The sequence below is a fragment of the Sulfurimonas sp. NW15 genome, assembly GCF_051132285.1.
Lineage (GTDB): Bacteria > Campylobacterota > Campylobacteria > Campylobacterales > Sulfurimonadaceae > Sulfurimonas > Sulfurimonas hydrogeniphila.
In genome coordinates this window covers 1,594,609-1,618,608 of sequence record NZ_CP093237.1, presented here as the reverse complement: position 1 = coordinate 1,618,608, position 24,000 = coordinate 1,594,609, and the positions used below count along the sequence as shown (strand labels likewise).

The following is a 24,000-nucleotide window of genomic DNA, read 5'->3' as shown; positions in this document are numbered from 1 at the left end:
GGTTATCCTTTGTCATTGAGTGTTTCATCTTTAATTTTTTGTAAAAATTCTAAAATATTTTCCTGGTAGGCCAAAGTGTCCGTATCATAAGTATACTGGAGTAGTCTGCGAAGTGAATCGATATCTATTTTATGTGCGTATCTGGGAATTATTTTCAACTCTTTTTGTATGTTTAAAACAAGTGCGTCAATATTTAAACCATTGTTGTCTTGTACTTTTTTGACAAGTTCTTTTGTTGAAAGCATCAGAAGATTTGCTCTGTTAGTATCTTCTTTGTAGAGATCCAGTCCAATATTTTTTATAAGGATATAGCTTTCCACTGTTGCTTCTTTATTGGCTGCAATTATCAGGGCAAAAATTTTTGCACGAAATTCCAATGAACCGTGATGATGTACAAAGAGTTCGCGAAAAGCACTGAAAAAATGATGTTTTAATCTAAAACTGAGCCTCATTAATCTTCCTTGTGTCGTATTATACACCTAAAATGGTATAATTTCAAAAATAATCGGAATAAGGAATTTTTTTATGGGTAGAGCATTTGAATATAGAAAAGCATCAAAATTAAAAAGATGGGGAGCAATGTCCAAATTGTTCCCAAAACTTGGTAAAGTTATCACAATGGCGGCAAAAGAGGGTGGATGTGATCCTGATATGAATGCTAAGCTTAGAACTGCAATTTTAAATGCAAAAGCTGAAAATATGCCAAAAGACAATATTGATGCGGCTATAAAAAGGGCGACTGCCAAAGACAGTGCCGATATGAAAGAGGTAAATTTTGAGGGAAAAGCGCCTCACGGTGTACTGCTTTTTATTGAGTGTGCAACTGATAACAACACAAGAACAGTAGCAAATGTCAAAAGTATTTTAAATAAGAACGGTGGAGAAATGCTTACAAACGGTTCTTTGGAATTTATGTTTTCGAGAAAAGCTCTTTTTGAATTTCCACTTTCAGAAGATATGGATATAGAAGAACTGGAACTTGAACTTATAGATGCAGGGCTTGAAGAGATAGAAACAGAAGACGGAGTTGTTTTAGTGACAGCTGACTATACAAGTTTTGGTACGATGAATGAAGCACTGGAAAAAATGGGTGTAGAAATTACAAAAGCAACACTTGAGCGAATTGCAAATACTCCGATACAAATCAGCGAAGAAGAGCAGGCTGATGTAGATAAAATTTTAGAAAGACTCGAAGATGATGAGGATGTTCAAAAAGTTTATACCAATTTAGCGTAAAATATACTTTACATGTACTCTATAAAAGAAGAGTATGCAAATACTCTTGAAGTGAAGCAGTCAAAGTTTATTGCTTACCTGGTGCCATACGACAAATATGAAATGCTGCTTCATAAACTAAAAGAAGAACATCCTAAAGCACGGCATTTTGTAACGGCATACAGATACCTGAATAAGTATGATCAAACAGTTGAACACTCAAGTGATGACGGTGAACCTTCCGGAACATCGGGAAAACCCTCTCTGATGGTTTTGCAAGGACAGAAACTTATCAATACTGCCGTGATTGTCGTACGCTATTTTGGCGGTACAAAGTTAGGAACGGGCGGATTGGTCAGGGCATACAGTGATGCTGTGAATTTAGTAATTGAAAAAGCAGAGCTGTATGAGTATAAAAAAGAATTGACGCAAAAAATTGTTTTTGATTACAGTGATGTGCGCTTTATAGAGTATGAGTGCAAAGAGTTTGCTGTCACTGTTTCTCAAAAAGAGTTTGATGAAAAAGTCTCTTATACGGTTACAGCCAGTGAAGAAAATATGAAAAATTTTCTTTCCAAAACTGCCAGAGTAGCAACTGTTAGTGCGGTGTAGCTATCTTCTTCCCTGCACCGCATTGCCCATATCCCACATTGGCAAGAAAATACCAAGTGCCAGTAATATAACCATAGAAGCTATAATAAGCAGCATAATTGGTTCAATGGCTTCACTTAAACCGTCTATAATGGCATCAAATCGCATCTTATAGTATTCTGCAACTTTTTTAATCATCGTATCAAGGGTACCACTGTCTTCTCCGGCACGAATCATCTGAATAATCATATTTTCAAAAAGTCCTGTTTCCTCAAGTCCTTTATTCAGTGTTCCTCCTTTTTCTACAGTGCTGATGACTGATTGGAGTTTTCTTTTGAGAGGAAGATTGTCTACCATTGCTGTGGCGGTGTCAAGAGCTTCAGCTATTGGAATTCCGGCACGGATAAGTTCAGAAAATACAAGGGTAAATCTACTTAAAGTTGCAAATTTAATAATATTTTTTATGAGATAAACTCTCAGTAAAAATTTATGCCAACCGTATCTTATATGTTCATAATTGTTGATAAGATATTTGAATATTAAAAATGCTACAGCCAATCCGGCTAAAACATAGGGGCCGAAGTTATTGAAAATATATTCAAGTTTTAAAAGAATAACTGTCGGCAGAGGCAGTTCGGCATGAAGTTCTTCAAATATAGCTTTAAACTGAGGGACAACGTAGGATATTAAAACTGTAAACGCTATAGCCATGGCAATCATGACATTTCGCGGGTATGCCATCGCTTTTTTAAACTTTACAACATTGGCCCGTATCTCTTCAAGCATATTTGCCAAAGAGTATAAGGCTTCATCCAGATTACCTGTCTTTTCTCCGAGTTCGACCATCGCAATTGTAAGATTTCCAAGTTCATACCGGAAGTTCTGCATGGCAGATGAAATGGAGTGTCCTGCATTGATATCTTCTGCAATTTTTGAAAAAACACTCTTGAGGGCTTCGTCTGTTGTTGCATTTGCTATCTCTGTCAGAGAATCATGGATGGAAATACCGGCATTTGTCATAACAGCCAGTTGCCGGATAGCAGCAATAAGAGCATCAGGTTTGATTTTTCTTTTTTTTATATTTGATAAAAAATTTGTTTTAAATCTTTTAAGTTGTACTTCAAGAGGCTCCTGCGCTTCTGAAACCTTGATGATGATACCGGAAAATTTCAGTTTGGCATAACTGTTTGCTTCTTTTTTGTTTTCAGCATAGAGTCCAATCTCCTCTTTTCTTCCTTTTGTTAAAACAGTGGCTATAAAATACTTCATCCCTTGGCTACCTTTAATATCTCTTCTATGCTGGTTATTCCGTCAATTGCTTTTTGGATACCATTTTGAAAGAGTCCGACAAATCCCTCTTTTTTTGCCTGTTCAAGCATCTGTTCTTTTGATGCACCTTTGGCAATCAAAGAAGAGAGTTCTTCTGAAATATTAAGTACTTCACAAATCATTTCTCTTCCCATATATCCTGTATCTGAACACTCTTTACACCCTCTGCCTTTGTAAAAGATTGTCCCTTCGGGCACAACCCCGTCTATCTCTTCCAAAACGGATGCTGAAAGTGTGTCTTCTGCTTTGCAGTGTCTGCATATCTTTCGTACAAGTCTTTGTGCCTGAATGGCTACAAGTGCACCACTGATGAGGTAGTGTTCTATTCCCATGTCGGCCATTCTGGGTATTGCACTGATTGCATCATTTGTATGAAGCGTAGATATAACCATATGACCGGTAAGTGCTGCTTTTATGGCAATTTCGAGAGTCTCCTGGTCTCGAATTTCACCAATCATAATTTTATCCGGATCTTGTCTTAAAATTGACCTGAGCGCATCAGCAAAACTCAAACCTACTTTTGCATTTACCTGTACCTGTTGAATAAGATTCATTCTGTACTCTACGGGGTCTTCAACAGTAATAACTTTGTCTTCAACATTTCTCAGCTCATTTAATGCACCATATAAAGTAGTTGTTTTACCACTTCCTGTAGGGCCTGTAACCAGAATAATTCCATAAGGAGTTTTGAGACCCTTGAGCAGTTTTTGATAGCTGTTGGCGTCCATCCCGGCATCTTCCAGTTTTACAAGCGCTTTTTGTTTGTCTAAAACACGCATAACAATTGATTCGCCATAAAGAATGGGCAGTGTTGATATACGAAAATCATACTCTTTTGCCCCTACAGAAGTTGAAAATCTGCCGTCTTGCGGCTTTCTTTTTTCAGCTATATCCAAATTTGCAAGCAGTTTGAGTCTTGATGCCAGAGGCGGATAGATGTCTTTTTCGAAAATAAACATTTCTGTGAGTTTTCCGTCAACACGTCCACGAACCACACAGTTTTTTTCAGTAGGTTCGATGTGGACATCACTTGCCCGTGCATTAATACATGTTTTTAAAACAACATCTATGAGTTGTAAAATAGAGGAGGCCTCTTGTTGCTCCTCAATAGAACTGATGGAATTTAGTTCATCACGTATTTTTTTGACCAGATCTTTAATACTGTCTTTGAGACTGATCTTATAGAGATAGGATACAATTTGTTTTTTTGTTGCCAAAGCAATTTTAAGAACTTTTCTTGGAAAGAGTCTTTGGACAGCTTCTTGTGCATCCATGTTTAAAGGATCACTAAAAGCGACAGTAACACTCAGATCATCCTGTGAAACAGGAATAGCATTATGTTTTTCAAGTTGGTTCAGAGGCGCTTTTTCAATGAGATTGTAATCCATATCAATCGAATCAAGATCAACAAAAAGAAGATTCAGCTCTTTTGCAAGCCTTTGCAGGACTGCTTTTTCTTCTATATAATCATAATTGTCTATAATGGAGAGATCATAAACACCTTCTCTTATTTGTTGCACAATAAATCTTACAAGACGATCCATAGTCATGAATCCGGAAAGTGTGATATCTCTGAGAATTAAATTTTCACTAATTCCTTTTGCCAGAAGTCTGTCAACCTGGCTTTTCATAATTGAGCCGTTGGCAAGTAAATCAGTTGTTATTCTATCCACAATAACTCCTACCAGTATATGTGACGTTTTAAAATTATTGTATCATAATATTCTTCAATAATCATCTTGCTTATTCTGTCATCTTTTGAAATATAGAGTTTATAGCTTAGTTTTTTATCTGTCGGATCATTGAACAGATAAAAGGTTCTGGGTTTGTGTTTTCCAAGTTTTACATATAAATCAAAGACTTTTGACAATATATAATCTGTTGATGGCAAAACATATTGAGATAATTCATATCCGTCGATAAGGGCATGGTATAAAAGTTTCTTTTGCATCAAAATAACTGCAAAATAGGCTGAGTTTGCACGAGCTTCTTTTGAAAACTTCAGCATTGTTATTGGTATTGACAATCTGTCTATATAGTCTGAATGTAAACAGCCAAATGCATATAAACTGACAAACTCTTCATCTTTTTTATATCTTTGAAAATTGTTAAAACCTATGGTGCAGACCTCTTCATATTTTTTATTTTGATATAGAGTAAATAAATTTTGTTTTATATTATAGGCATAAAGGTTACATGTAACCATGATTAGCAGTAGTAATTTCATCTGAATTTTCCTGATTTGATTTCATTTAAGAGAATTTCTGCATTACTTGAGTGTGAAACTTTTATATATTCCTGTAGTGTATGGATTGCTTTGTTTTTTTGGTGAAGCTGCATAAGAGATTTTGCAAAAACAATCCAGCTTGCCTCAATATTGGAATTAATCTGATTTGTAATCAGTGCATAATTATATGCCTGTTTGTAGTTTCCAAGTTCATAATATTTTTTTGCGACAAAAAGACTCAAAGCAGGGTTCTTGTTCTTTTTAAAACGCTTGATAATTTCAAAAATATCATTTTGGGTCTCTTTTCTTTGGATAGTGATACTGATTTTTTTCTCTTTTTTTATTGAAGGCGATTTGACTGAGATATCTTGAACAGCTTCTGTAACTTTTCTTTCTTTGAAATGCTTGTGCTTTGTTTGTTTATATCTGTATTGTGGTTGTCTTACTTCATGTTGAATGTTTTTCATAAAATTCATTGATGGCTTGAGTGTTTGGAAAGAGGTTTCTTTTGTTTTGTCTGCGACAACTGTTTTAGGTTGTGCTGTTACTGGTTTTGGCTGTACAGCTATTGGCGCAGGTTGTTTTTTTATCGGCTTGACTTTTACTGCTGACGGTTGGTTTTTTGGCGGAAGAATTGATTTTTGAACTGTTTTTTTTGCTGTTACAGGCTTTTTTTGTGATTCAGCTTTACTGTTGGCTGTATAAAAGTAGTAAACAGCAGGAACAATCGCGAACAAAACAATACTGACAATGAAGTAAGGTAAAAATGATTTTATTTTATAGATTTTCCAACGTTTCTCCAAATCACGAATATTAAGCATTGATAAGTCCTGTGTGTATGGCAGCCATTTCAATGAATTTGTTGGGAATATGTGTAGTACTTAATGAATAATGACTGTTTTGTTCATAAGTATGATAAATGTCAAAAAGAGTATAAAGCAGTTTATTGGTATCTCTGTGATTCCCCTGTGTAAGTTTGTAGATATTATTTACTGTTTTAGTGTGAAACATATTTGCTGTATCAAAACAGTTTGCTTTCATAAGTTTTTTTTGTATATAAATCTTGAGTTCTGCTTTTGATGCATTTTCAAGTTCAAAAGTTTCCCAGATTCTTGTTTGAAAATGCTCTTTTGCGATGAGATCTTCTTTTTCTGTTTTGTGCAGGGTTATAACAAATTTAATACATCTTGTGTCTGATAAAAGTCTTATTTTTTCCATTAAAACTTCAGAATAGAGCTGTGCTTCATCAAGTAAAACAATTGGTACCTTCTCAACAGCTCTCTCTTTTACAATTTTCATAAACTGCGTTAAGTTTAAGGTGTCATTATATTGGATGTTGAAAATATCCTGAGCGAGGACTTTATAAAATTCTGTTTCATCTAAAATAGGTGTTTCATAAAGATAGATATCGCACTCTTGCACTAAATCATCATAGAGTTTGCTCAGGAACATACTTTTTCCGGTTCCCGGTTTTCCAAAAAGAAGTACCATCTTTAATGGTTTGGATATAGAGTCTTTTAAGGATTTATAGATTGTGGAAACTCTGTCTAGTTGTATATAGTCCTTGGCATTGACTGTATCTAAGAAAACATTTTTTGAATTTGCAAAGATACTCTCCATATGTTATTTACCTTCTTCCTTGTCATCAGTCTGATTCAGTTTTATCTCTTTTTTCTTTTTTGAGGCCATTTCCAGTGTAAGTAATTCGTCGCTCAGTCCCTCATAACCTAAATCACTTAAAGAGATTGAATCTTTTTCTTTATGGATAATATGCGGTTCAATAATTATGACAAGTTCTTCAACTGTTTTTACCATTTCTTCATGTTTAAATAAATTACCAAGGAACGGAATACTGCCTAAGATTGGAACCTGATTTGAATTATTTGTGTTTTTGGAATTTATAAGCCCGCCCAAAATAATTCTGTTGCCGTCTTTGACAGTTACAACTGAAGAGAGTTGACGGCGGTTTAAATCCGGCGGCATATCTCTTCCTGTATTTGGTGTTTGGGAGATATCTGTTGTTGTTTCTGAGAGAGAGGGATTTATTCTCAGAGTAATTGTTTTGTCATCAGAAATTTCCGGAGTAATTGTTAAAAGAACACCGGCAAAGACAGAATTGACCAAATCGGTTTGGGTCGTAGCAGCGACTCCGCCGCCTGTTCCCTGTTGGTTGGTTGATGAGAGGATTTTATAAAAATACTCTGTCCCTGCTGTAATAAGTGCCGGTTGGTTGTTTAAAGTAAGAACTTTCGGATTCGATATGGAAGTAACATCTCCCTGTGTTTTTAAAAATTTGATAACCTCTGTCAGTTGTCCGCCGGCACTCATAGTAAAAAGTTGTGATGCACCCGCGCCTGTAGCAGCGGTATCTGTAATAATTCCATTGGCAGGTATTGTTGTACCGATATTGTTATAGTTTGCTGTACTTGCAGAGAGTTTGACATTTTGCAGAGCATACAGCTGTTTCCAGTCTATACCTGTTGTTTTTCCCTTGCTCATGGTAACGGAGAGCAGTTGTACATCAATCAGTACCTGGAGTTTTACCTTGTCTTGTAGTTTTTTTAGATAATTTTCAAAACGTTTGAGCTGTTTATCTGTAGCTGTTACAGTTATCAGACCTGCATTTTTGTTTATAATTGGAGGCGTTGCTTTGTAGATGTCATTTGGACGGTTGAGAATACTCTGAAACTCTGTATCAAGTTGCTCCCAAAATTTAACTTCATCAGAACTTTCGATTTTTACACCTGTATCTGATGTAGAATTGCCTCCGCCGGTTCCTGAGTTTCCACCGGCACCTCTTTGAGAATTGGAAGATCTGCCGCCGCCACCGCCAGCTCCTCCTCCCTGTTGTTGTGCATTTGAGGAAGAACTGAGCGTGACATCTGTACTGCCTGTGCTTTTTCTTTGTGAAAGAATATAGTCTATGTTGAAAACTTTTGTTGTTAAATAAGATATTCTTAAAAGGTTGTTTTCAAGAGTATAGGAAAGGTTATGCTGTGTCAATATAATATCTAACACTTCATCAATCGTTAAATTCTTTAAGTTTGTTTTATTCAGTTTGGTTTTCAGGAATTGTTCGGCATGAGGATCAGTTACTATGATACTGAAACCACATTCATCACTCAATTGTTCTACAAAGTCAATGATTTTGGTATTTTTTGCAGAACTGATACTAAAAAGCTCATAAGAACAATCTGCAAAGCTGGTTGTTGAAAGCATCGCGGTCATTATTGTTGCATAAACCGATGTTTGTATAAATTTCATTTGAGATCCCTACTTATTATAGATTTTTATTTTTTTACTTTTACTTTTTGTTGAAAGCAGAAGTTTTTTATTTTTTCGAACTAATAGAACAGAATTTCTACCGACTTTAATCAATTTATAACCATAAATATATTTACCCTGTTTATACCATTTTCCATTAATCATTGCTGATTTGTTTAAGATGGCATCAAGCCTGAAATGCACAGTGCTGTGTTGCGTGACTTTTTTGTAGTTTGCATGCGCACCAAATACTGTTTTTTTGGTTATTTTGTTTTTTTTGGAATCATTTTTCTTGTGTAAAAAAATAAAAGGATCTTTTATCCTTGCAATCTCTTTTTCAGAAACTCCGATTCTTGGTGGTTTAATGGCTTCAATCTGCTCATCAACCCATGCCAGATTGTTGGAAAAAAGTTGTGAAGTCAGAAGGAGCATTAAAATCAAGTAGAATTTTTTCATTAGTATGTAATCCCCCATACAGATATATTTAAATCAGAAATCAACGCCTGATCAGCTTTTATATCAAAGTTGTGTATATCAACGACCAGTTCACTCTGCTCTAATGAATTGATAAACTTCAAGGTGTTTTTATAATTCGCAGTTGATTCAATTGTAATATCGAGTATGTGCCCAAAAGAACTCTCATTTTTTGCATATTTGTTTGTCAGAGTAAGCAGTTTGACATTATATCTTTGTGCATTAGTCGCTATGGAATCAAGATATTCACCCCATGCCCGTTCATCATATATTAAAGATGAAATAGTTTCAATTTTACTTTTTATATAAGAGTTGGTATCTTTTATGACAATTATCTCATTGTTTATGTTCCTGATTTCTTTTTCAAGCTGTAGAATTTTTGATTCTGGATTATGCTGCAGAAATGTTTTATCGGCATTTATCTTTGTCTGGAGATTTTGCACACTGGCTCTTGTCTGTGTGAATTTGTCAAAGGAACTGTCCCAGAACAGAAGGTATGCAAAGGTAAAAATGATACCGACAACCATCAGGTAAGTCATATAGATGTCTTTTTGGGTTTTGTTTTTAAAAGCTGCATCTATTCTATGGAGATAGTCTTCAAGATTTATTTTCATAATATACGCACCTTTAATTCACTGAAGTATTTATTTGTTTTTTCATCAAAGACAATCTCTTCAAGGATAAACTTGTATTTTCCTTCATAAATCTTAGTGAGATATTCAACAAGTTGTGTAATCTTTCTGTCATTATTGGCAACTAAATAAAAAGTCAGTGTTTTTGTTTTATTATCTTCTGCATACTTTGCTTCTTCAATCTTTACACCATACTTGTTTAAGTTTTTAGTGAACATTGTCAAAAGTTTTGCTTTCATGGGATAATCAACTTTTACTTCATGAATTTTCATAAGAGTGTTTTTTTTCTCAGAGTATTCTGTTTTTTCTTTGGCAAGCAATTTCAATGATTTTTCTTTGTCTGCTTTCCTGTTTTTAATAGTGGCTTCTCTGGTTATTTTGATATTATGAATCTCTTTATATTTTTGTTTGAGCAGATCTTCTTGCAGAGTCTGTGCATACGTAAGTATCCAGTATGTTATAGGGTACGCAAACGCAAGAGCAAAGGAAGCAAATATTAAAATTATAAGTTTGCCGCTTTCTCGTTTGATGAATTTCGGCGGTCGTCTGTAATCAGTAAAATTGCATTCATATATTTCATCTTTGGGCAGTGTTGTATAAATATGCATAAGTGCATGAAGCTGATCAACATATTCATCTTCGGTCTCAAAACCGTAATCAAATTCAAATTCACTTGACTTTATGTTTAACTCAACTTCCAGCATTTCATAAAGTTTTGTTACAGTGGGAAGCTGTGCTCCTATATATACATGCTCAAATTTTTCAATATCAAATGCTCTTTTTGCATAGGTGAGAATATCATTGATATTTGCAAACAATTCTTTATAAAGACGAATAAAAAATTCTTTGTAATCGCTTGTAGTTTCTTTAAGATTTTCTTTTGAAAAAAAGTATATAAATTCGTTATATTCAATTCTCTCACCATACAGTTCACAAAAACGCTCATGCATTTCTACAAGAGAATATTTTAAAGATTTGGTATAAACAAATTCCTTGTTGCCGTAAATAGTCAAAAATGCATCATTTTCCTGAATATATATAAAACAGTGTACACCGTTACTGTCGATGAGTTCTTTTGTATAAAGTGATTTGATTAAAAGAGGCGAAGGAATGATGACATCAATATATTTTACTTTTTCAATAATTTTTATAAAAGTATTGGTTATGTCCAAAGGGTCTACGATAAAGACATGAAAATATCTGTTTTCTTCATCTAATGTGTCAAATGATTCTATGTACCGAATTTTATACTCAACTGCCTGATCAAGGGCCAGTTCATCATATGCTTTGTTACTGATAGCATCAAACAAATCTTCCTCAGGAATATTTTTACTGATTGCAATCTGGGCAGTTATAAATTCTTTTGTACTGATATATGAAATTACAAACTGATCTTTTGAAAATTTTGGACTTGTTGTTTCTGTGATGAAACTTGATATTCCACTAAAGTATGTCTCTTTGTATGGATTAATTGATAATACACTTGAAAAAGAGTGCTGTGTTGATGTATTCATTAACTATAATCCTATTTAAAATGAACCAATAACATGGAACAAAATTCATCATTTTTGTAAAACTCAATCCTGTATGTTTTGTTATTGTTATCAACTGAATAGTGTTTGTTTAACTCTTTTAAAGATATATTTATCTGACTCTCATCTACTCTGTTTTTTTTATAATAACCTATAACATTCACACGGTGTTTTTTACTCTTGACGATTTTAAAATCGTCACTTACATAAAATTCTGAAGCTTTTGGCAAAGAAACTTCGTTATTGTCTATAACAATTGTGTATTTTTCGGGACAATAATCCGACATTTTAAAATATTGGGGTTTGAGTGTAGTTACTAACTTATTCCCGATATATATCAAATATCTGCCTTGTTTTCTTTTTACTTCTCCCAACGGATGGGAGAAATAAAACTCATTACTTTTTGATTTTATCGGAATATAGCTTAAAGAGTTTTTTATATCATTCAAATTTAACAAAATATTGTGATTTATTACTAATGTTCCATAGTTTTTTATTATATTCGTGATTTGTGCTGCATTTAATTCAAAGTCGCGTTTGTAGGCGATTCCCATTATTTTCATATATTCTTCTATTGCCAGGAGTTGATAAAAGACTTTTTGGGACAAGCTGGAGAGATTTTTACTTGTCTCAATGGCAAATGCCGGCTTGTCATTTGTAACAGCAAAGTAGGTAAGAGAAAGCTGCATTGCCTCATCTTCATACTTTGTATTGGTGTTTTTTACATTGAAACTGTGATGCTTTTTCAGGAGTTTTTTATTGATATTGTTTTTGACTGTTTCTGCAATAGTGTTTAAGTCGCCAAAAAGCTGTTTTTGTTGGAGTCGGCACTGGTCAATAACACAGGTCTGTCCCCAGGCATTCGGATTAAATATACTGCCTTGGTTCTGCTTACGGTAAAAACCATGTCCGTCGTGTAAATTTAAGACTAAAGAAACTTTTTTTGAAAGTATTATTTTTTTGACTTCTTGGATGATTTTTCTGTCTTTGTCATCTTTTTTGATATGTGAAAACTTACGATTCATATCACCATGAATGCCACGTTTGTTAGCCATAATACTTTCTTTGTTCAAGTTTGGAATAATCCATAAATTCTTAGATGTTACAGTGTAGTGTGTGGCCAATATTGAAGCTGCAAAATATCCGCCGGGTTCATTACCGTGAATTCCGCCTATAACTAAAAGAGTGGTGTTTGAGTCACTGTTTTCTTTTTTGATAAGCTGAATATTTGCATTGAGAACAGATGAAAAAAGAAGTGCCAGGCATATATTGAAAATCAGAGACATTTATTTCTCTGTTATAATGCTGAATTGATTGTTTTGTAAGCGTACAATTAATATCTTTTTTCCATGAAAAGAGAAACTGTCGGATTTGTACTCTTCGTTAAAGGTTATCTTATATAAGTTTTCAATATTGGGATATGCAATGATGTTTATATTGCGAAACAGTATGATTTTATTTTCATTTTTGCTAAAAACTCTTTGCTTGTATTGCTTGAATTTTTCAAGATTCATACCGTCAAATCTTTTAAATTCCTGTGCATAGAAGTGAAGATAATCTTCCAGATTATTATAAAGCCAGGAATAGCGCCATGCGTACAGATTGGATAAAAGCAGTGCCAGGGTCTCTTTTGATACAGTATTGTTGCTGCCTGTATCTTCTTTTATAATCAATACTGTTTTTTTGATATCAATATTTTTATTAAGACATTCTATGCTTTTGTTATTGATGGCAATACACCCTTTTGTAAATTCGTCTCTTTCCTGATTGCTTGGCAGTCCGTGAATCCAGATACCCTGTCCAGTTTTTCCTTTGTATCTGTCATAGAGGTTCGGATAGGAAGTCACAAATGCCATTGGACCGTAAAAAGAGTCAACTTTTGATAGCTTTTTTACAATATCATAAACGCCAACAGGTGTTTTAAGGTCGCCTTCTCTGGTTTTGTCTCCTTTGAATTTTCCCGTAAAAGCACTGTACTCTTTTCGCAGCCTGTATGTGTTGTTGCTGTCTCTGGAGTAAATTAACAGTTCTGATTTTGATTTGTTACACAGTAAAATATTTGTATAGGATTCAATATAGCCAAATTGGGTGTCTTTGTTTTTGAGAAACTCCTGCCAATAATTTTTATCACTAAGGCTTTTATCCAACTCTTTTTGAATATTTTTAATGCCATGCAGTCGATAGTTTGTTAAAATGTCATTGTTTGAAGCAAACACAGCAGTTGAAAAACAAAGTGTACAGATAATACTTATAACAAAAAAGTAAAACCTATTGCCCATGGTCATATCCTATCTCTTTGAGGAAATTTTTGTCTTTTGTCCAGCCTTTTTTGACTGTTACCTGAAGGTTCAAATAGGCTTTTTTCCCACTGAGTCTTTCGATTTTTTCTCGGGCAGATTTGCCTATTCGTTTGACGGATTCACCGCCTTTTCCGATAATGATTCCTTTTTGCGACTCTTTTTCTATAATTATTGTGGCATAAATTCTGTCAATTCCTGTTTCTTCTTCGATAGAGTCAATAATGACATCTGATTCATAAGGGACTTCATCACTGATGTTTTCAAAAATAGCTTCACGGATAAATCCTGCATAAATGTCACGAACAAGTTCACTTGTCAAATCCTCAGGATCATACAGATAAGGAGATTCCGGTAAGTTTTTTGCAATAGTGTCCAATAAGTCTTTATGACCTACCTTACGGGGAATTGCTACAGGAATAAGCGCTTCAAAGTGATCAGCATATTTATTGTAGGCACTAATCGATTTAAAAAGTTTTTCTTGCGAAACCTGATCTATTTTGCTTAAAACAATAATATGCTTCACCCGTCCGTTGTTAATTTTTAAAAATCTTTCATAATGTTCGGTAGAATCAGTCACCGGTGCAAGGTAGACGATTAAATCACAATCACCCATTGCTTTAAGGGCTTCATCAAGCATAAACTGATTGAGCATTTTTTCTTTTTCATGCAAACCGGGCGTGTCGACAAAAATAATCTGTGCATTTTCATGCATAACAATTGCATTTGAACGCTTTCTTGTTGCATTGGCTTTTTGACTTACCATTGCAATTTTTTCGCCCAAAAGGGAATTCATTAGAGTGCTTTTACCTGCATTCGGACGTCCAATCAAGGAAACGAAACCAGCTTTAGTCATTTTTACAAACCTTACTTATTTTTACAGACACAAGTGTCTGAACTTATTATAATATATATCTTGATAAGTCTTCATCTTCTACGGCGTTATCGAGTTTTTCATGCACAAGCTTTGCTGTGACGACAAACTCTTTTCCTTTATACTCATCTGCATTGAAACTGATATCTTCAAGTATTCTCTCTAACACAGTATGCAGACGTCTTGCACCGATATCTTCAGCCGTTTCATTGGCACGGTGTGCAAGTTTTGCAATGGCTCTTACCGCTTCATCTTCAAATATCAACTCCATGCCTTCAACGCCCAAGAGAGCCTGGTACTGTTTAAGCAGAGAGTTTTGTGTACGCGTTAGTATTTGATAGAGTGTCTCTTCTGTTAAAGCTTCTAGTTCTACACGAAGCGGAAATCTTCCTTGCAGTTCCGGAATCAAATCACTTGGTTTGCTGACATGAAAAGCACCGGCTGCAATAAAGAGAATATGATCGGTATTGATTGTTCCGTATTTTGTTGAAACACTGCTTCCCTCTACGATAGGCAAGAGGTCTCTCTGGACTCCTTCTTTTGAGGGGTCATTCCGTCCCTGACTTTTTTCACTGAGTGCAATTTTGTCTATTTCATCAAGAAAAATAATCCCTCCGTTTTCCGCCCGTCTCAATGCTTCTGCATTTACTCTTGTCATATCAAGAAGTTTATTGGTTGCTTCCTGACGAAGAAGCATCTTGGCATCTTTAACCGTTACCTCTTTTTTGTTGTCTTCTTTGTTAATTGTGGCAAAGACTTTGGAGAAACTCTCTTGCACTTTGGCCATTTCCGGCGGTAAATTTGTGTCATTAAATTCGATATTGAGTTTTTCTATTTCAAGTTCTATGACTTTATCATCCATTTCACCGGATTCTATACGCTTTTCCATAGCTTCTAAGAGGCGTTGATAATCATCTTTTTTGCTTTCACTTGCACCGGCAGGAAGGGGAGGGAGCAGTTTTTCTGTGATTTTATTGATAATGTAGTTTTCTATTTTGTCTTTGTTCGCTTCTTCCTGTTCCGCTTTGACAATGCTGATGGAATTTACAACCAGATCACGAATCATAGACTCTACGTCACGACCGACAAACCCCACTTCTGTATATTTGCTTGCTTCAACTTTTATAAACGGTACTTTCATCATTTTAGCCAGACGGCGTGATATTTCCGTCTTTCCGACACCGGTTGAACCAATCATTAAAATATTTTTCGGAGTAATTTCATTCTTGAGTTCATCATCAAGCTGCATACGTCTGTAGCGTGTTCGCAAAGCAAGTGCAATGGTTTTTTTCGCATCTTTTTGAGCAATGACATAATTGTCCAGATATTCTACAATTTCTTTTGGTGTTAAATTCACTGCGCTTCTCCATCGAGTATGAGTGTTTTAATATTGTGATTTGTATATATACAAAGATCTGCCGCTACATGTAAAGACTCTTTGACAAGTTCCTCTTCATCCAATGAAGCGTGCTTTTTTAATGCGCGTGCAGCTGAAATGGCAAAATTTCCCCCGCTTCCTATAGAAGCGATTTGTCCGTCTTCCGGCTCAACCACATCGCCGTTTCCCGTCAAAATAAATATATGTTCATTGTTCAAAACAATCATCATAGCCTCAAGACGACGCAGCACTTTGTCTTTTCTCCAAGCCTTAGAAAACTCAACAACAGATTTGAGCAAATCTCCTTTTTTATTTTCTAAAAATTCTTCAAACATATCAAACAGATTAAAAGCATCAGCAGTACTTCCGGCAAACCCTGCCAGAATTTTACCGTGATGCAGCCTGCGGATTTTTGTTGCATTGCCCTTTAAAACGCTGTCTCCAAAGGTCACTTGACCATCACCGCCGATAACGGCTTTTTTTTGACCTTTGTAGGCCAGTATGGTAGTAGCATCAAACATTAATTCTTACTCTCCCTGAACATCTACATGGAGTTTTGCATGAATTCCGTGACCGAGTTTCAAATCCAAATCATGTTCCCCGATTGTTTTAATCGCTGTTTTGTCTGTAATGGCTTTTTTATCTATCTCTATGTCATGTTGTTCTTTGAGTGCATTTGCGACTTCTTCTTTGGTTATAGCCCCAAACAGGTGTCCGTTGTTGCCAACTTTTTTTGTAATGACAACTTCGAGTTTATCAAGTTTTTCTGCAATCTTTTTGAGTCTTGCTATTTCAGCTTTTTCTTCTTCTTCTTTTCTTTTGATTTCTGCCTCATGTTCAGCAATAATCTCAGGTGTTGCAGGTTTGGCAAAACCTTTTTTAATTAAAAAGTTTTGACCATAACCTGGTTTGACCTCTTTGACTTCACCGGCTTTACCCAAACTTTTTACATCTTTAATTAATAATACTTTCATAGATTATTCCTAGTTTTATTTTATCTTTCTATTTCACCTGGATAGGCAACAATACCATTTGTCAAGTTTCCGATTTTTGTATAACCGTTGTCTGTAAGAATTCTTGCAACATGAGCAGAACGGCTTCCTACATGACAGTAGAGTATGATATTTTCATTTTTACCGTAGTTTGTTTCTTCCCATGTTTGAAAAAATGAACTTGTCGGTACCAGTTTGTCTGCACCTTTAATGTGCCCCATCTGCCATTCCATATATTCGCGTACATCTACAAGCTTAAAATCAACCATTTTCAGTTCACGTGCTTCTAAAAGGGATACAAGTTCATCACCGTCAAGTTCGTCTTTGTTCACAAGTATTTCGCACTCCTCTTTTGTCAGTCCTCTGGAATGGCTGTGTGCGGCCTCTTCCATACCGAGTTCAATACGCTTTTTCTCGGCAAATTCAGGAGTACAGAAAATTCCACAGTGACAGACACCACCCTCCGGAATTTCTTTTTCAATGGCAGGTTTACAAGGACAGATTCTGTCATCAACCGATTTTGGCTTTCCGTCAACTTCTTCAACCATAAAACAGGGACAAAATCTTTTTTTGTACATCATCTTGTTTCGTGCAAGGCCCATCTGTACGCCTTCGTTCACTTCTTCTTGCGGGTTGTATACCCAACCGAACTGTGCATTGACCTTGTCTGTAAATTTGATTGTTTTTTCAAGTTCCGCCTGAAATTCCGGTGAATTCATATCAATTTTTATTATACTCATATCTCGTTCCTCTAGTTATTTTTTAAATTTGTTTCTTGCTTTACCTTCAATGATAAAACGCAATGCATTGAGTTTTATAAAACCTTCTGCATCTTTTTGGTTGTAAACTTCATCTTCTTCAAAAGTAGAATATTCAGGATTAAAAAGCGAAACATCAGAACTTCTTCCCACAACGGTTACATTTCCTTTGTAAAGCTTTAATCGTACTGTTCCTTCCACCCATTTTTGTGTTTGATCAATTGCTGCCTGCAGCATTTCACGCTCAGGAGCAAACCAAAAACCGTTATATATAAGTTTTGCATAACGAGGCATCATCTCATCTTTAAGGTGCGCTGCTTCACGGTCAAGTGTGATGGATTCTATTGCCCGGTGTGCTTTGAGCATAATCGTTCCGCCCGGAGTTTCATAACATCCGCGGGCTTTCATGCCGACAAAACGGTTTTCAACGATGTCAACACGACCGATTCCGTGCTTGTTGCCATATTCGTTTAGTGTCTGCAGCATTGTGGCAGGTGAAAGTTTTTCTCCGTTGAGTGCAATCGGATCACCGTTTTTGTATTCGATCTCTATGTATTCGGGAGTATCCGGTGCTTTTTGCGGTGAAGTTGTCCACAGCCACATCGACTCTTCCGGCTCTGCTGCAGGGTCTTCCAAAATACCGCCTTCATAAGAGATATGCAAAAGGTTGGCATCCATAGAATAAGGGGATTTTTTTCCTTTTTTCTCAATCTGAATGCCATGCTGTGCCGCATAGGCCAAAAGTTTTTCACGAGAATTTAAATCCCATTCACGCCAAGGAGCGATAATGGTAAGTGTAGAGTCCTGTCCAAGGTATCCCATTTCAAAGCGAACCTGGTCATTGCCTTTTCCTGTTGCCCCATGCGCTACACCGTCAGCACCGGTAATTTTTGCAATTTCAGCCTGACGTTTTGCTATTAAAGGGCGTGCAATGGATGTCCCTAAAAGATATTCCCCTTCATAAATAGCATTGGCACGAAACATCGGGAAAACAAAATCTCTTACAAACTCTTCGCGTAAATCATCAATAAAAATATTCTCAGGTTTAATGCCAAGTTCAAGTGCTTTAACACGTGCAGGTTCAAGTTCTTCACCTTGTCCTAAATCTGCTGTAAAAGTAACAACTTCGCATTTGTATTCGTCTTGCAGCCATTTGAGTATAACACTGGTATCAAGTCCGCCAGAGTATGCCAAAACAACTTTTTTAACACTTTTTTTCATGTAAAAAACCTTTGATAATAAAATAATTACCGCGATTATAACGAAAAACAGGTGAGAAGTTGCTTATGAATTTTGTATTTGTTTTTTTTAATAAAACTTACCAAAGGTGTGTTTACATGTAAAGAAGGTTCAAGAGTAAATGCAGTACTTTGTGAAGTACACTTTACCCCTTAGAGTCAAATAGAATTCCGCTGACCTCTTGCATTTTTGGAAGAAAATCATGTGCCTGTTCTGCCGGAAATCTTCGAATAACGGTATTTGTTTTTGTATCTATCGCCGCTACATAAAAGATGTCATTTTTGTCTACTCCGAATTTTATACTTGTATTGAGCGGAGAAAGTGCATCATTGAGCTCCTTTACCAGATTTTCAACATCTTTTTGGGCGTTTGTATTTTTTGTATTGTCAGCTGCAGAATTTTGTGTTTCTTTAATAACATCAGCCTGTTTTGTTCTTGTCTGTGCTGTCTGCTGTACCTGCTGTGACTGATTTTGTGATCGTCCCTGAATTTCTGCCGAACCTACCTGTGACTGCTGCTGTCTTGCAACATTTGCAATGCCATCCATGACATACTCCTTTGCGAAAAGTGTAATTAGTAATGACAAAATCGACAATGCCGTGAATAACTTTAGAAAATATTTTATTTTTTTGTGTTTATTCTAAAATATTTATGATAATCTTGCGTTTATGAAAGAATATATAAAATTACTCAAAGAAGAAAAAGTATTAAGACAGCTTTCGACAATTCAGCTGATTTCTTATTTTGGGGCCTGGTTTTCCAATGTAGCTATATATACTCTGCTCATTGAGTTACATGTATCCGCCTCTGTTGTCGGTTTTGTAGCAATGCTGAACTTTTTTGCCGGTGTTTTGCAGGCTCCGTTTTCGGGTCCTGTTATAGACAGGATGAATCCAAAAAAACTGATGCTGCTGCTTATCACGGTGGAAATAGTCGCTACTGTCTCTTTGATATTTGTGACACAGGTCTCGGACTTGTTACTTTTGTATGTATTGATATTTTTTAAAATGGCGGCAGCTTCATTTTATTTTACGACAGAGATGTCGCTTTTGCCAAAAATCCTGCATGGGAGCAAGCTGCAGCGCGCTAATGAACTGCATTCTATTATCTGGTCGTTTTCCTATACGCTGGGAATGGCGGTAAGCGGCTTTGTGGTTTATTGGTTTGGTATAAAAACGGCCTTTATGCTTGACGGATTGATGTTTTTTATAGCTTTTTGGCTGCTCTTTTATACAGAAATTAAAATAGAAATACTGAAAGTCGAAGAAAATATTTTTAAAATGATGCAGGAGACTTTTGTTTATCTCAAAAGAACACCAAAAGCTCTCCATCTGATGCTTATCCACTCTTTTGTCGGTCTTACCGCTTTTGATGCCCTGGTGGCCTTGATGGTTGATGAGTATTATGCCTCTTTTATTGCGGCTTCACTGGCTCTTGGGCTACTGCATTCTGCCCGTGCCGTAGGTCTTGTCATCGGTCCGGTATATATCGGAAAATGGATTAACAACACAAGGCTTGTCTATGTATTTATAGCCCAGGGGACAGCTGTCTGGATATGGGCATTTGCAATGCATAATTTTTATCTTTCTTTGGCAGCGAGCGTGCTTGTCGGTTTCTTTACAACGACTTTATGGTCTTACAGTTATACACTTTTGCAAAAAAACATAGAAAAAAAATACTATGGACGGATTGTTGCCTATAATGACATGCTGTTTTTGTCTTCGGCAGCTTTTACTTCGTATATGATTGGCTTTTTGGCAGCACATTCATTTTCTTTAGAGGCAATTACGGCTATAATTGGCAGCGGTTTTTTTGTAGGCGCGCTTTACTATAAATATGTACTCAAAAGTCAAAAAATAGAAGAGATTTCATGATGAGTTTTGCAATACTTGGCGGACTGCTGTTAAACATTGGTGCCTATCTTACCTATAAAGGAAAGATTTATCAGGCAGTGATTGTCTATCTTTTTGCAGATATCTGCTGGATAATAATGGCAGTGCAAAAAGAGGATGTGATTGGTGCGGGTTTTATCGTAACAGGCACCATATTCGGATTTTTGGCATATTTGAAGATGAAAAACGGTGCAATGAAAAAAAGTTTAGACAAGGGAGAGGAATGATTTACAAATCAAAAGAGGGTGACATCAGTTTGGAGAATTTGACGCGTCTGTATGGTGCAGTTGTCATTGATATGCAGGGTGAAATTGCCGAAATGAGTCTGGAATGGTTTGATCTGTACGGTGAGAAAGTCAAGTTGATACATTATGTGCTTGTGTTTGATTATACGCCGCCGGGTGAAAATGTCAGAGATACAAAAGTTTTGGAATTTTCTACAAAAGAGGCACTGATAGAAACGATGCAAGAGGTAGCACAATTTTTTCAAAAATAATTTCAAAAGATACCAAAAAAGTTCTCTCTCTTGCCTTTCCTGCAGCGCTCAAGCATCTTGTAGATATTTTACAGGTGCTTATAGATATGCTGATGGTGGGAACGGTAAGTGTTGCCGCACTTGCAGCTGTCGGTATGAGTATGCAGTTTATGATGATTATCAATGTGTTGATGACGCTGTATGTCATAGGCGGCAATGCGCTTATCTCGCGATTTATCGGGCAGGGCAGAAAAAACAGAGCTTCGGCACTTCTCTTTTCACTTGTTATTCTTGCCGTGATTTTGGCTTTTTTTGTAACGATTGGCGGCTATTTCGGCAGCACACATTTTTACAGCTGGATGGGTGCGACACCTGCAGTGGTAGAGCAGGGCAGTATCTATTTTAAAGTCTTATCACTCGGTATTGTCGTGATATTTTTGGATAACCTGCTTTACAATGCCCTGAGTGCCGCAGGAGATACAAAAAGCTCTTTTTACATCAAACTCTCCTCTGCCGCTATGAATGCTTTTATGAACTACGTGCTGATATTCGGTCATTTCGGCTTTGAAGCAAGAGGTATTGAAGGTGCCGCCATTGCAACGGTCATCTCCTATATATTTAATGTTGTTGCCTACTATATACTTATAAAAAAGATGAATTCGAGTCTTGATTTTGTGCCGATTATTCGCACGCAGGATATAAAAAGAGTCCTGAAAGTCGGTTGGAGTGCAGCACTTGACCGTGGTATATCGAGTATGAGTTTTTTGGTTTTTGTCTCCATCATCACTGCTTACGGAACGGCAGAACTTGCAGGCTATCAGGTCGGACTCCGTGTTGAGGGCATTGCCTTTATGCCAGGTTTTGGTTTTGCCATCGCCGCAATGGCGCTGGTAGGACAAAATATAGGAAAAAAAGACTTTGACAAAGCCTATAATATGGGGATAATTTCCGGACGGATTGCCTATGTGTTTATGGGAAGTGTCGGGCTGATTATGATACTCTTTCCGGAGTTTCTTGTGAGTTTTTTTACAAAAGACGCTCTGACGATTGCAGTTGCCTCAAAGTACCTTATACTGGTAGGTTTGGCGCAGATTCCACTTGCAATTATGTTTGTCTATTCTGCAGCACTTCGAGGAGCCGGTGCCACAAAAACCACCCTGAAAGTCAATGTCTCTTCTTTGTGGCTTTTCCGTGTGATTCCTTCGTATACAGCCTATCATATGGGCTATGGAGTTGTTGTGATTTTTGCAATTATGAATATAGAAACTTTGATAAAAGGCATTATCTATTGGTATCTGTACTCGAAAAGAGAGTGGCTCTATACCAAAGTATAAATTTATTTGGGATATGTTGTTTATAACTATTTCACCAGAGGGAGCTTCAATGCCATAAAGTTTAGCGGCTTTTTCGGAACCCGTACTGCAGTGCGGGCCGAGAGTGGCAGGAAAGTAGCAACAGTCGGCACTAAAGTACCGATTCCAAGAGGTTGTTGTATTGCGGAACCTATCCTTTATGATGGGCTGAGAGTGGCAGGAAAGTAGCAACAGTCGGTACTACAGAAAAAATTTAGTTTTTCTCACAAGTTATGCTTTAGTGTTAGAAGTACTGATTCCGGGGAGTTGCTATATTCCGGAACCCGTACTTCAGTGCGGGCTTTGCGTTTTTAAAACCTAACGTCTAGGTTAAAACCCAGATTCTAAAAAAATAGCAATTTTTTTTTCTTAACTAATGGCAATACATTAGTTTTGATGGTTCCCAACAGTATTTGGGATTGTGTTTCCGCTGGCTTGCATGCTGAGTGCCTGAGGGTGTTTTTTATAATGTGTGCGTACTGTTTTGGCGAGTTTTTCTTTGGTGCGTGTGTCGATGACTCCGTTGTCGGCTATGGCGTCTGCAATGTTTTGTACCAGTTCATCCTGGGGGTTTTGCATTTTGCTTTTCCAAGAAAGTAAAAGTGCTTTGTTTACATGTAAAGGCAAGGAGCCCATTATGCCGATATCGTTTTGATTGTGAATGAGCAGTCCTGAGGTAGTGCCTCTGTCAAGTGTCAAAACCTGGAAAAGATAGAGTGTGTGGTAGTCAAGCTGCTGTTGGAGTGCCTCTTTTGAGATTTCTGTTCTTGTCTGTAAAGCATTTGTTATAATGTGGATGTAGGTGTCTATAATGCCCTCTCCAAAGTTTTTTGCAAAATCGGCGTCGGCTTGTTTGTTGTCTGTTTTGTAGTTTTCAAGGTAAAAATGAGAGATGCCGCGTGTACGCTGCAGGGCAGGAATTGTAAAATATTTGTCGCCCTGTTCTGCGCCTGTTGTATAGTTTTTGCTTCCTAGGTTTTGCAAGGCTTTGTCAAATGCAGTTTTATCTTCTTCATAGGCAACAGCAGGATTCAAATCAGCCATAATTCGCCAATAGGAGGGTGCATTACGCAATTCTGTCAGACTGATGTGAATATGCACAGAGGGGACATGCGGATTGGCAGGATGGATAATGGTTGAAATGGCGGTGGCACTTTTGAGGTTTTTTTCAGGTTTGTCATCATAATGTACCTGTGAGACATTCACGCTTGCGGTATTGAACAGTTTTTTGTCTCTTGCTTCAAATCTGTTTCCGCCCCCGTGAAGTCCGGCATCTCTGAGCCAGGTAACTTCTTTGAACTTTTTATCGGCTCCAAACTTTTTTGAAAGAGTATCGAGTTTGTCAACAAATCTTTTTTGTAAAGCAGTGACGAGTGCGTATGCTTGCTGTGCTTCTTTTGAGTCTGCTAAAATCAGTGTCATATTTATTATCCATAATTTTTTCCTAATTTTAGCAGGTTAAGACTAAATAAAAGTCTA

26 protein-coding genes are annotated in these 24,000 nt (G+C 36.5%); 6 read left to right on the top strand and 20 right to left on the bottom strand.

Features of this window, described 5'->3' with window-relative positions:
* Positions 1-2: 2 nt before the first annotated feature.
* Positions 3-452 (bottom strand): hypothetical protein, encoded by a 450-nt coding sequence (locus MLC52_RS08275; protein WP_434580000.1) that lies wholly within the window; start codon positions 450-452, stop codon positions 3-5.
* A 73-nt stretch (positions 453-525) separates the two neighbouring features.
* On the opposite strand from MLC52_RS08275, the gene MLC52_RS08270 reads away from it, so the two are divergent.
* Entirely contained in the window at positions 526-1,236 is a 711-nt protein-coding gene (locus MLC52_RS08270; RefSeq protein ID WP_151899984.1) for a YebC/PmpR family DNA-binding transcriptional regulator, read from the top strand.
* A 12-nt stretch (positions 1,237-1,248) separates the two neighbouring features.
* Positions 1,249-1,827, top strand: coding sequence for a YigZ family protein (locus MLC52_RS08265; protein ID WP_151899985.1), 579 nt, complete (start codon positions 1,249-1,251; stop codon positions 1,825-1,827).
* Here the strand turns inward: MLC52_RS08265 and MLC52_RS08260 are convergent, their stop codons facing one another.
* The 18 genes from MLC52_RS08260 to MLC52_RS08175 form a co-directional block, all read right to left on the bottom strand.
* Positions 1,828-3,075 carry a type II secretion system F family protein gene (locus tag MLC52_RS08260; RefSeq protein WP_151899986.1) on the bottom strand — a complete coding sequence of 416 codons (1,248 nt, stop codon included), beginning with the start codon at positions 3,073-3,075 and terminating at the stop codon, positions 1,828-1,830.
* Positions 3,072-4,808, bottom strand: coding sequence for a GspE/PulE family protein (locus MLC52_RS08255; RefSeq protein ID WP_151899987.1), 1,737 nt, complete (start codon positions 4,806-4,808; stop codon positions 3,072-3,074). The genes MLC52_RS08260 and MLC52_RS08255 overlap by 4 nt, the downstream gene beginning before the upstream one ends.
* Positions 4,809-4,816: 8 nt before the next feature.
* Entirely contained in the window at positions 4,817-5,362 is a 546-nt protein-coding gene (locus MLC52_RS08250) for a hypothetical protein (RefSeq protein ID WP_151899988.1), read from the bottom strand.
* Positions 5,359-6,183: a CDC27 family protein gene (locus tag MLC52_RS08245; RefSeq protein ID WP_434579998.1), complete on the bottom strand. Its 825-nt coding sequence runs from the start codon at positions 6,181-6,183 to the stop codon at positions 5,359-5,361. Before MLC52_RS08245 ends, MLC52_RS08250 begins: the two co-directional genes overlap by 4 nt.
* Positions 6,176-6,982 (bottom strand): AAA family ATPase, encoded by an 807-nt coding sequence (locus tag MLC52_RS08240; RefSeq protein ID WP_434579996.1) that lies wholly within the window; start codon positions 6,980-6,982, stop codon positions 6,176-6,178. The genes MLC52_RS08245 and MLC52_RS08240 overlap by 8 nt, the downstream gene beginning before the upstream one ends.
* Positions 6,983-6,985: 3 nt before the next feature.
* Positions 6,986-8,626 (bottom strand): pilus (MSHA type) biogenesis protein MshL, encoded by a 1,641-nt coding sequence (gene mshL, locus MLC52_RS08235; RefSeq protein WP_434579994.1) that lies wholly within the window; start codon positions 8,624-8,626, stop codon positions 6,986-6,988.
* A 9-nt stretch (positions 8,627-8,635) separates the two neighbouring features.
* Positions 8,636-9,082 (bottom strand): hypothetical protein, encoded by a 447-nt coding sequence (locus tag MLC52_RS08230; protein ID WP_434579993.1) that lies wholly within the window; start codon positions 9,080-9,082, stop codon positions 8,636-8,638.
* Positions 9,082-9,714 carry a hypothetical protein gene (locus MLC52_RS08225; RefSeq protein ID WP_151899993.1) on the bottom strand — a complete coding sequence of 211 codons (633 nt, stop codon included), beginning with the start codon at positions 9,712-9,714 and terminating at the stop codon, positions 9,082-9,084. The genes MLC52_RS08230 and MLC52_RS08225 overlap by 1 nt, the downstream gene beginning before the upstream one ends.
* Positions 9,711-11,246, bottom strand: coding sequence for a hypothetical protein (locus MLC52_RS08220; protein ID WP_346388967.1), 1,536 nt, complete (start codon positions 11,244-11,246; stop codon positions 9,711-9,713). Before MLC52_RS08220 ends, MLC52_RS08225 begins: the two co-directional genes overlap by 4 nt.
* A gap of 11 nt (positions 11,247-11,257) precedes the next feature.
* Positions 11,258-12,550: a M99 family carboxypeptidase catalytic domain-containing protein gene (locus MLC52_RS08215; protein WP_434579991.1), complete on the bottom strand. Its 1,293-nt coding sequence runs from the start codon at positions 12,548-12,550 to the stop codon at positions 11,258-11,260.
* Positions 12,551-13,549, bottom strand: coding sequence for a L,D-transpeptidase family protein (locus tag MLC52_RS08210; RefSeq protein WP_434579989.1), 999 nt, complete (start codon positions 13,547-13,549; stop codon positions 12,551-12,553).
* Positions 13,533-14,417: a GTPase Era gene (gene era / locus MLC52_RS08205; protein ID WP_151899997.1), complete on the bottom strand. Its 885-nt coding sequence runs from the start codon at positions 14,415-14,417 to the stop codon at positions 13,533-13,535. Before era ends, MLC52_RS08210 begins: the two co-directional genes overlap by 17 nt.
* 46 nt (positions 14,418-14,463) lie before the next feature.
* Positions 14,464-15,792: an HslU--HslV peptidase ATPase subunit gene (gene hslU, locus MLC52_RS08200; RefSeq protein ID WP_346388964.1), complete on the bottom strand. Its 1,329-nt coding sequence runs from the start codon at positions 15,790-15,792 to the stop codon at positions 14,464-14,466.
* Positions 15,789-16,334 carry an ATP-dependent protease subunit HslV gene (gene hslV / locus MLC52_RS08195; protein ID WP_151899999.1) on the bottom strand — a complete coding sequence of 182 codons (546 nt, stop codon included), beginning with the start codon at positions 16,332-16,334 and terminating at the stop codon, positions 15,789-15,791. Before hslV ends, hslU begins: the two co-directional genes overlap by 4 nt.
* 6 nt (positions 16,335-16,340) lie before the next feature.
* Positions 16,341-16,787 carry a 50S ribosomal protein L9 gene (rplI, locus tag MLC52_RS08190; RefSeq protein ID WP_346388963.1) on the bottom strand — a complete coding sequence of 149 codons (447 nt, stop codon included), beginning with the start codon at positions 16,785-16,787 and terminating at the stop codon, positions 16,341-16,343.
* A gap of 20 nt (positions 16,788-16,807) precedes the next feature.
* Entirely contained in the window at positions 16,808-17,545 is a 738-nt protein-coding gene (locus tag MLC52_RS08185; RefSeq protein WP_151900001.1) for a ferredoxin-thioredoxin reductase catalytic domain-containing protein, read from the bottom strand.
* 15 nt (positions 17,546-17,560) lie between these two features.
* Positions 17,561-18,784, bottom strand: coding sequence for an argininosuccinate synthase (locus MLC52_RS08180; RefSeq protein ID WP_346388962.1), 1,224 nt, complete (start codon positions 18,782-18,784; stop codon positions 17,561-17,563).
* Between the two features lie 163 nt (positions 18,785-18,947).
* Positions 18,948-19,349, bottom strand: a complete 402-nt coding sequence (locus MLC52_RS08175) for a flagellar protein FlaG (RefSeq protein WP_151900003.1) — start codon at positions 19,347-19,349, stop codon at positions 18,948-18,950.
* 121 nt (positions 19,350-19,470) lie between these two features.
* Here MLC52_RS08175 and MLC52_RS08170 point away from each other — a divergent pair, with 121 nt between their 5' ends.
* From MLC52_RS08170 to MLC52_RS08155, 4 genes are read left to right on the top strand one after another with little or no spacing between them, the layout of a single operon-like run.
* The gene (locus MLC52_RS08170; protein WP_151900004.1) at positions 19,471-20,676 is read left to right on the top strand and encodes an MFS transporter; all 1,206 of its coding nucleotides are present in this window, start codon (positions 19,471-19,473) and stop codon (positions 20,674-20,676) included.
* Entirely contained in the window at positions 20,676-20,921 is a 246-nt protein-coding gene (locus MLC52_RS08165; RefSeq protein ID WP_151900005.1) for a hypothetical protein, read from the top strand. The genes MLC52_RS08170 and MLC52_RS08165 overlap by 1 nt, the downstream gene beginning before the upstream one ends.
* Positions 20,918-21,190, top strand: a complete 273-nt coding sequence (locus MLC52_RS08160; protein ID WP_151900006.1) for a hypothetical protein — start codon at positions 20,918-20,920, stop codon at positions 21,188-21,190. The genes MLC52_RS08165 and MLC52_RS08160 overlap by 4 nt, the downstream gene beginning before the upstream one ends.
* On the top strand, positions 21,175-22,503 hold the full coding sequence (locus MLC52_RS08155; protein WP_346389038.1) for an MATE family efflux transporter: 1,329 nt from the start codon (positions 21,175-21,177) through the stop codon (positions 22,501-22,503). Before MLC52_RS08160 ends, MLC52_RS08155 begins: the two co-directional genes overlap by 16 nt.
* A 405-nt stretch (positions 22,504-22,908) precedes the next feature.
* Here the strand turns inward: MLC52_RS08155 and MLC52_RS08150 are convergent, their stop codons facing one another.
* Positions 22,909-23,943 (bottom strand): coproporphyrinogen III oxidase, encoded by a 1,035-nt coding sequence (locus tag MLC52_RS08150; protein ID WP_434579985.1) that lies wholly within the window; start codon positions 23,941-23,943, stop codon positions 22,909-22,911.
* Positions 23,944-24,000 lie beyond the last annotated feature (57 nt).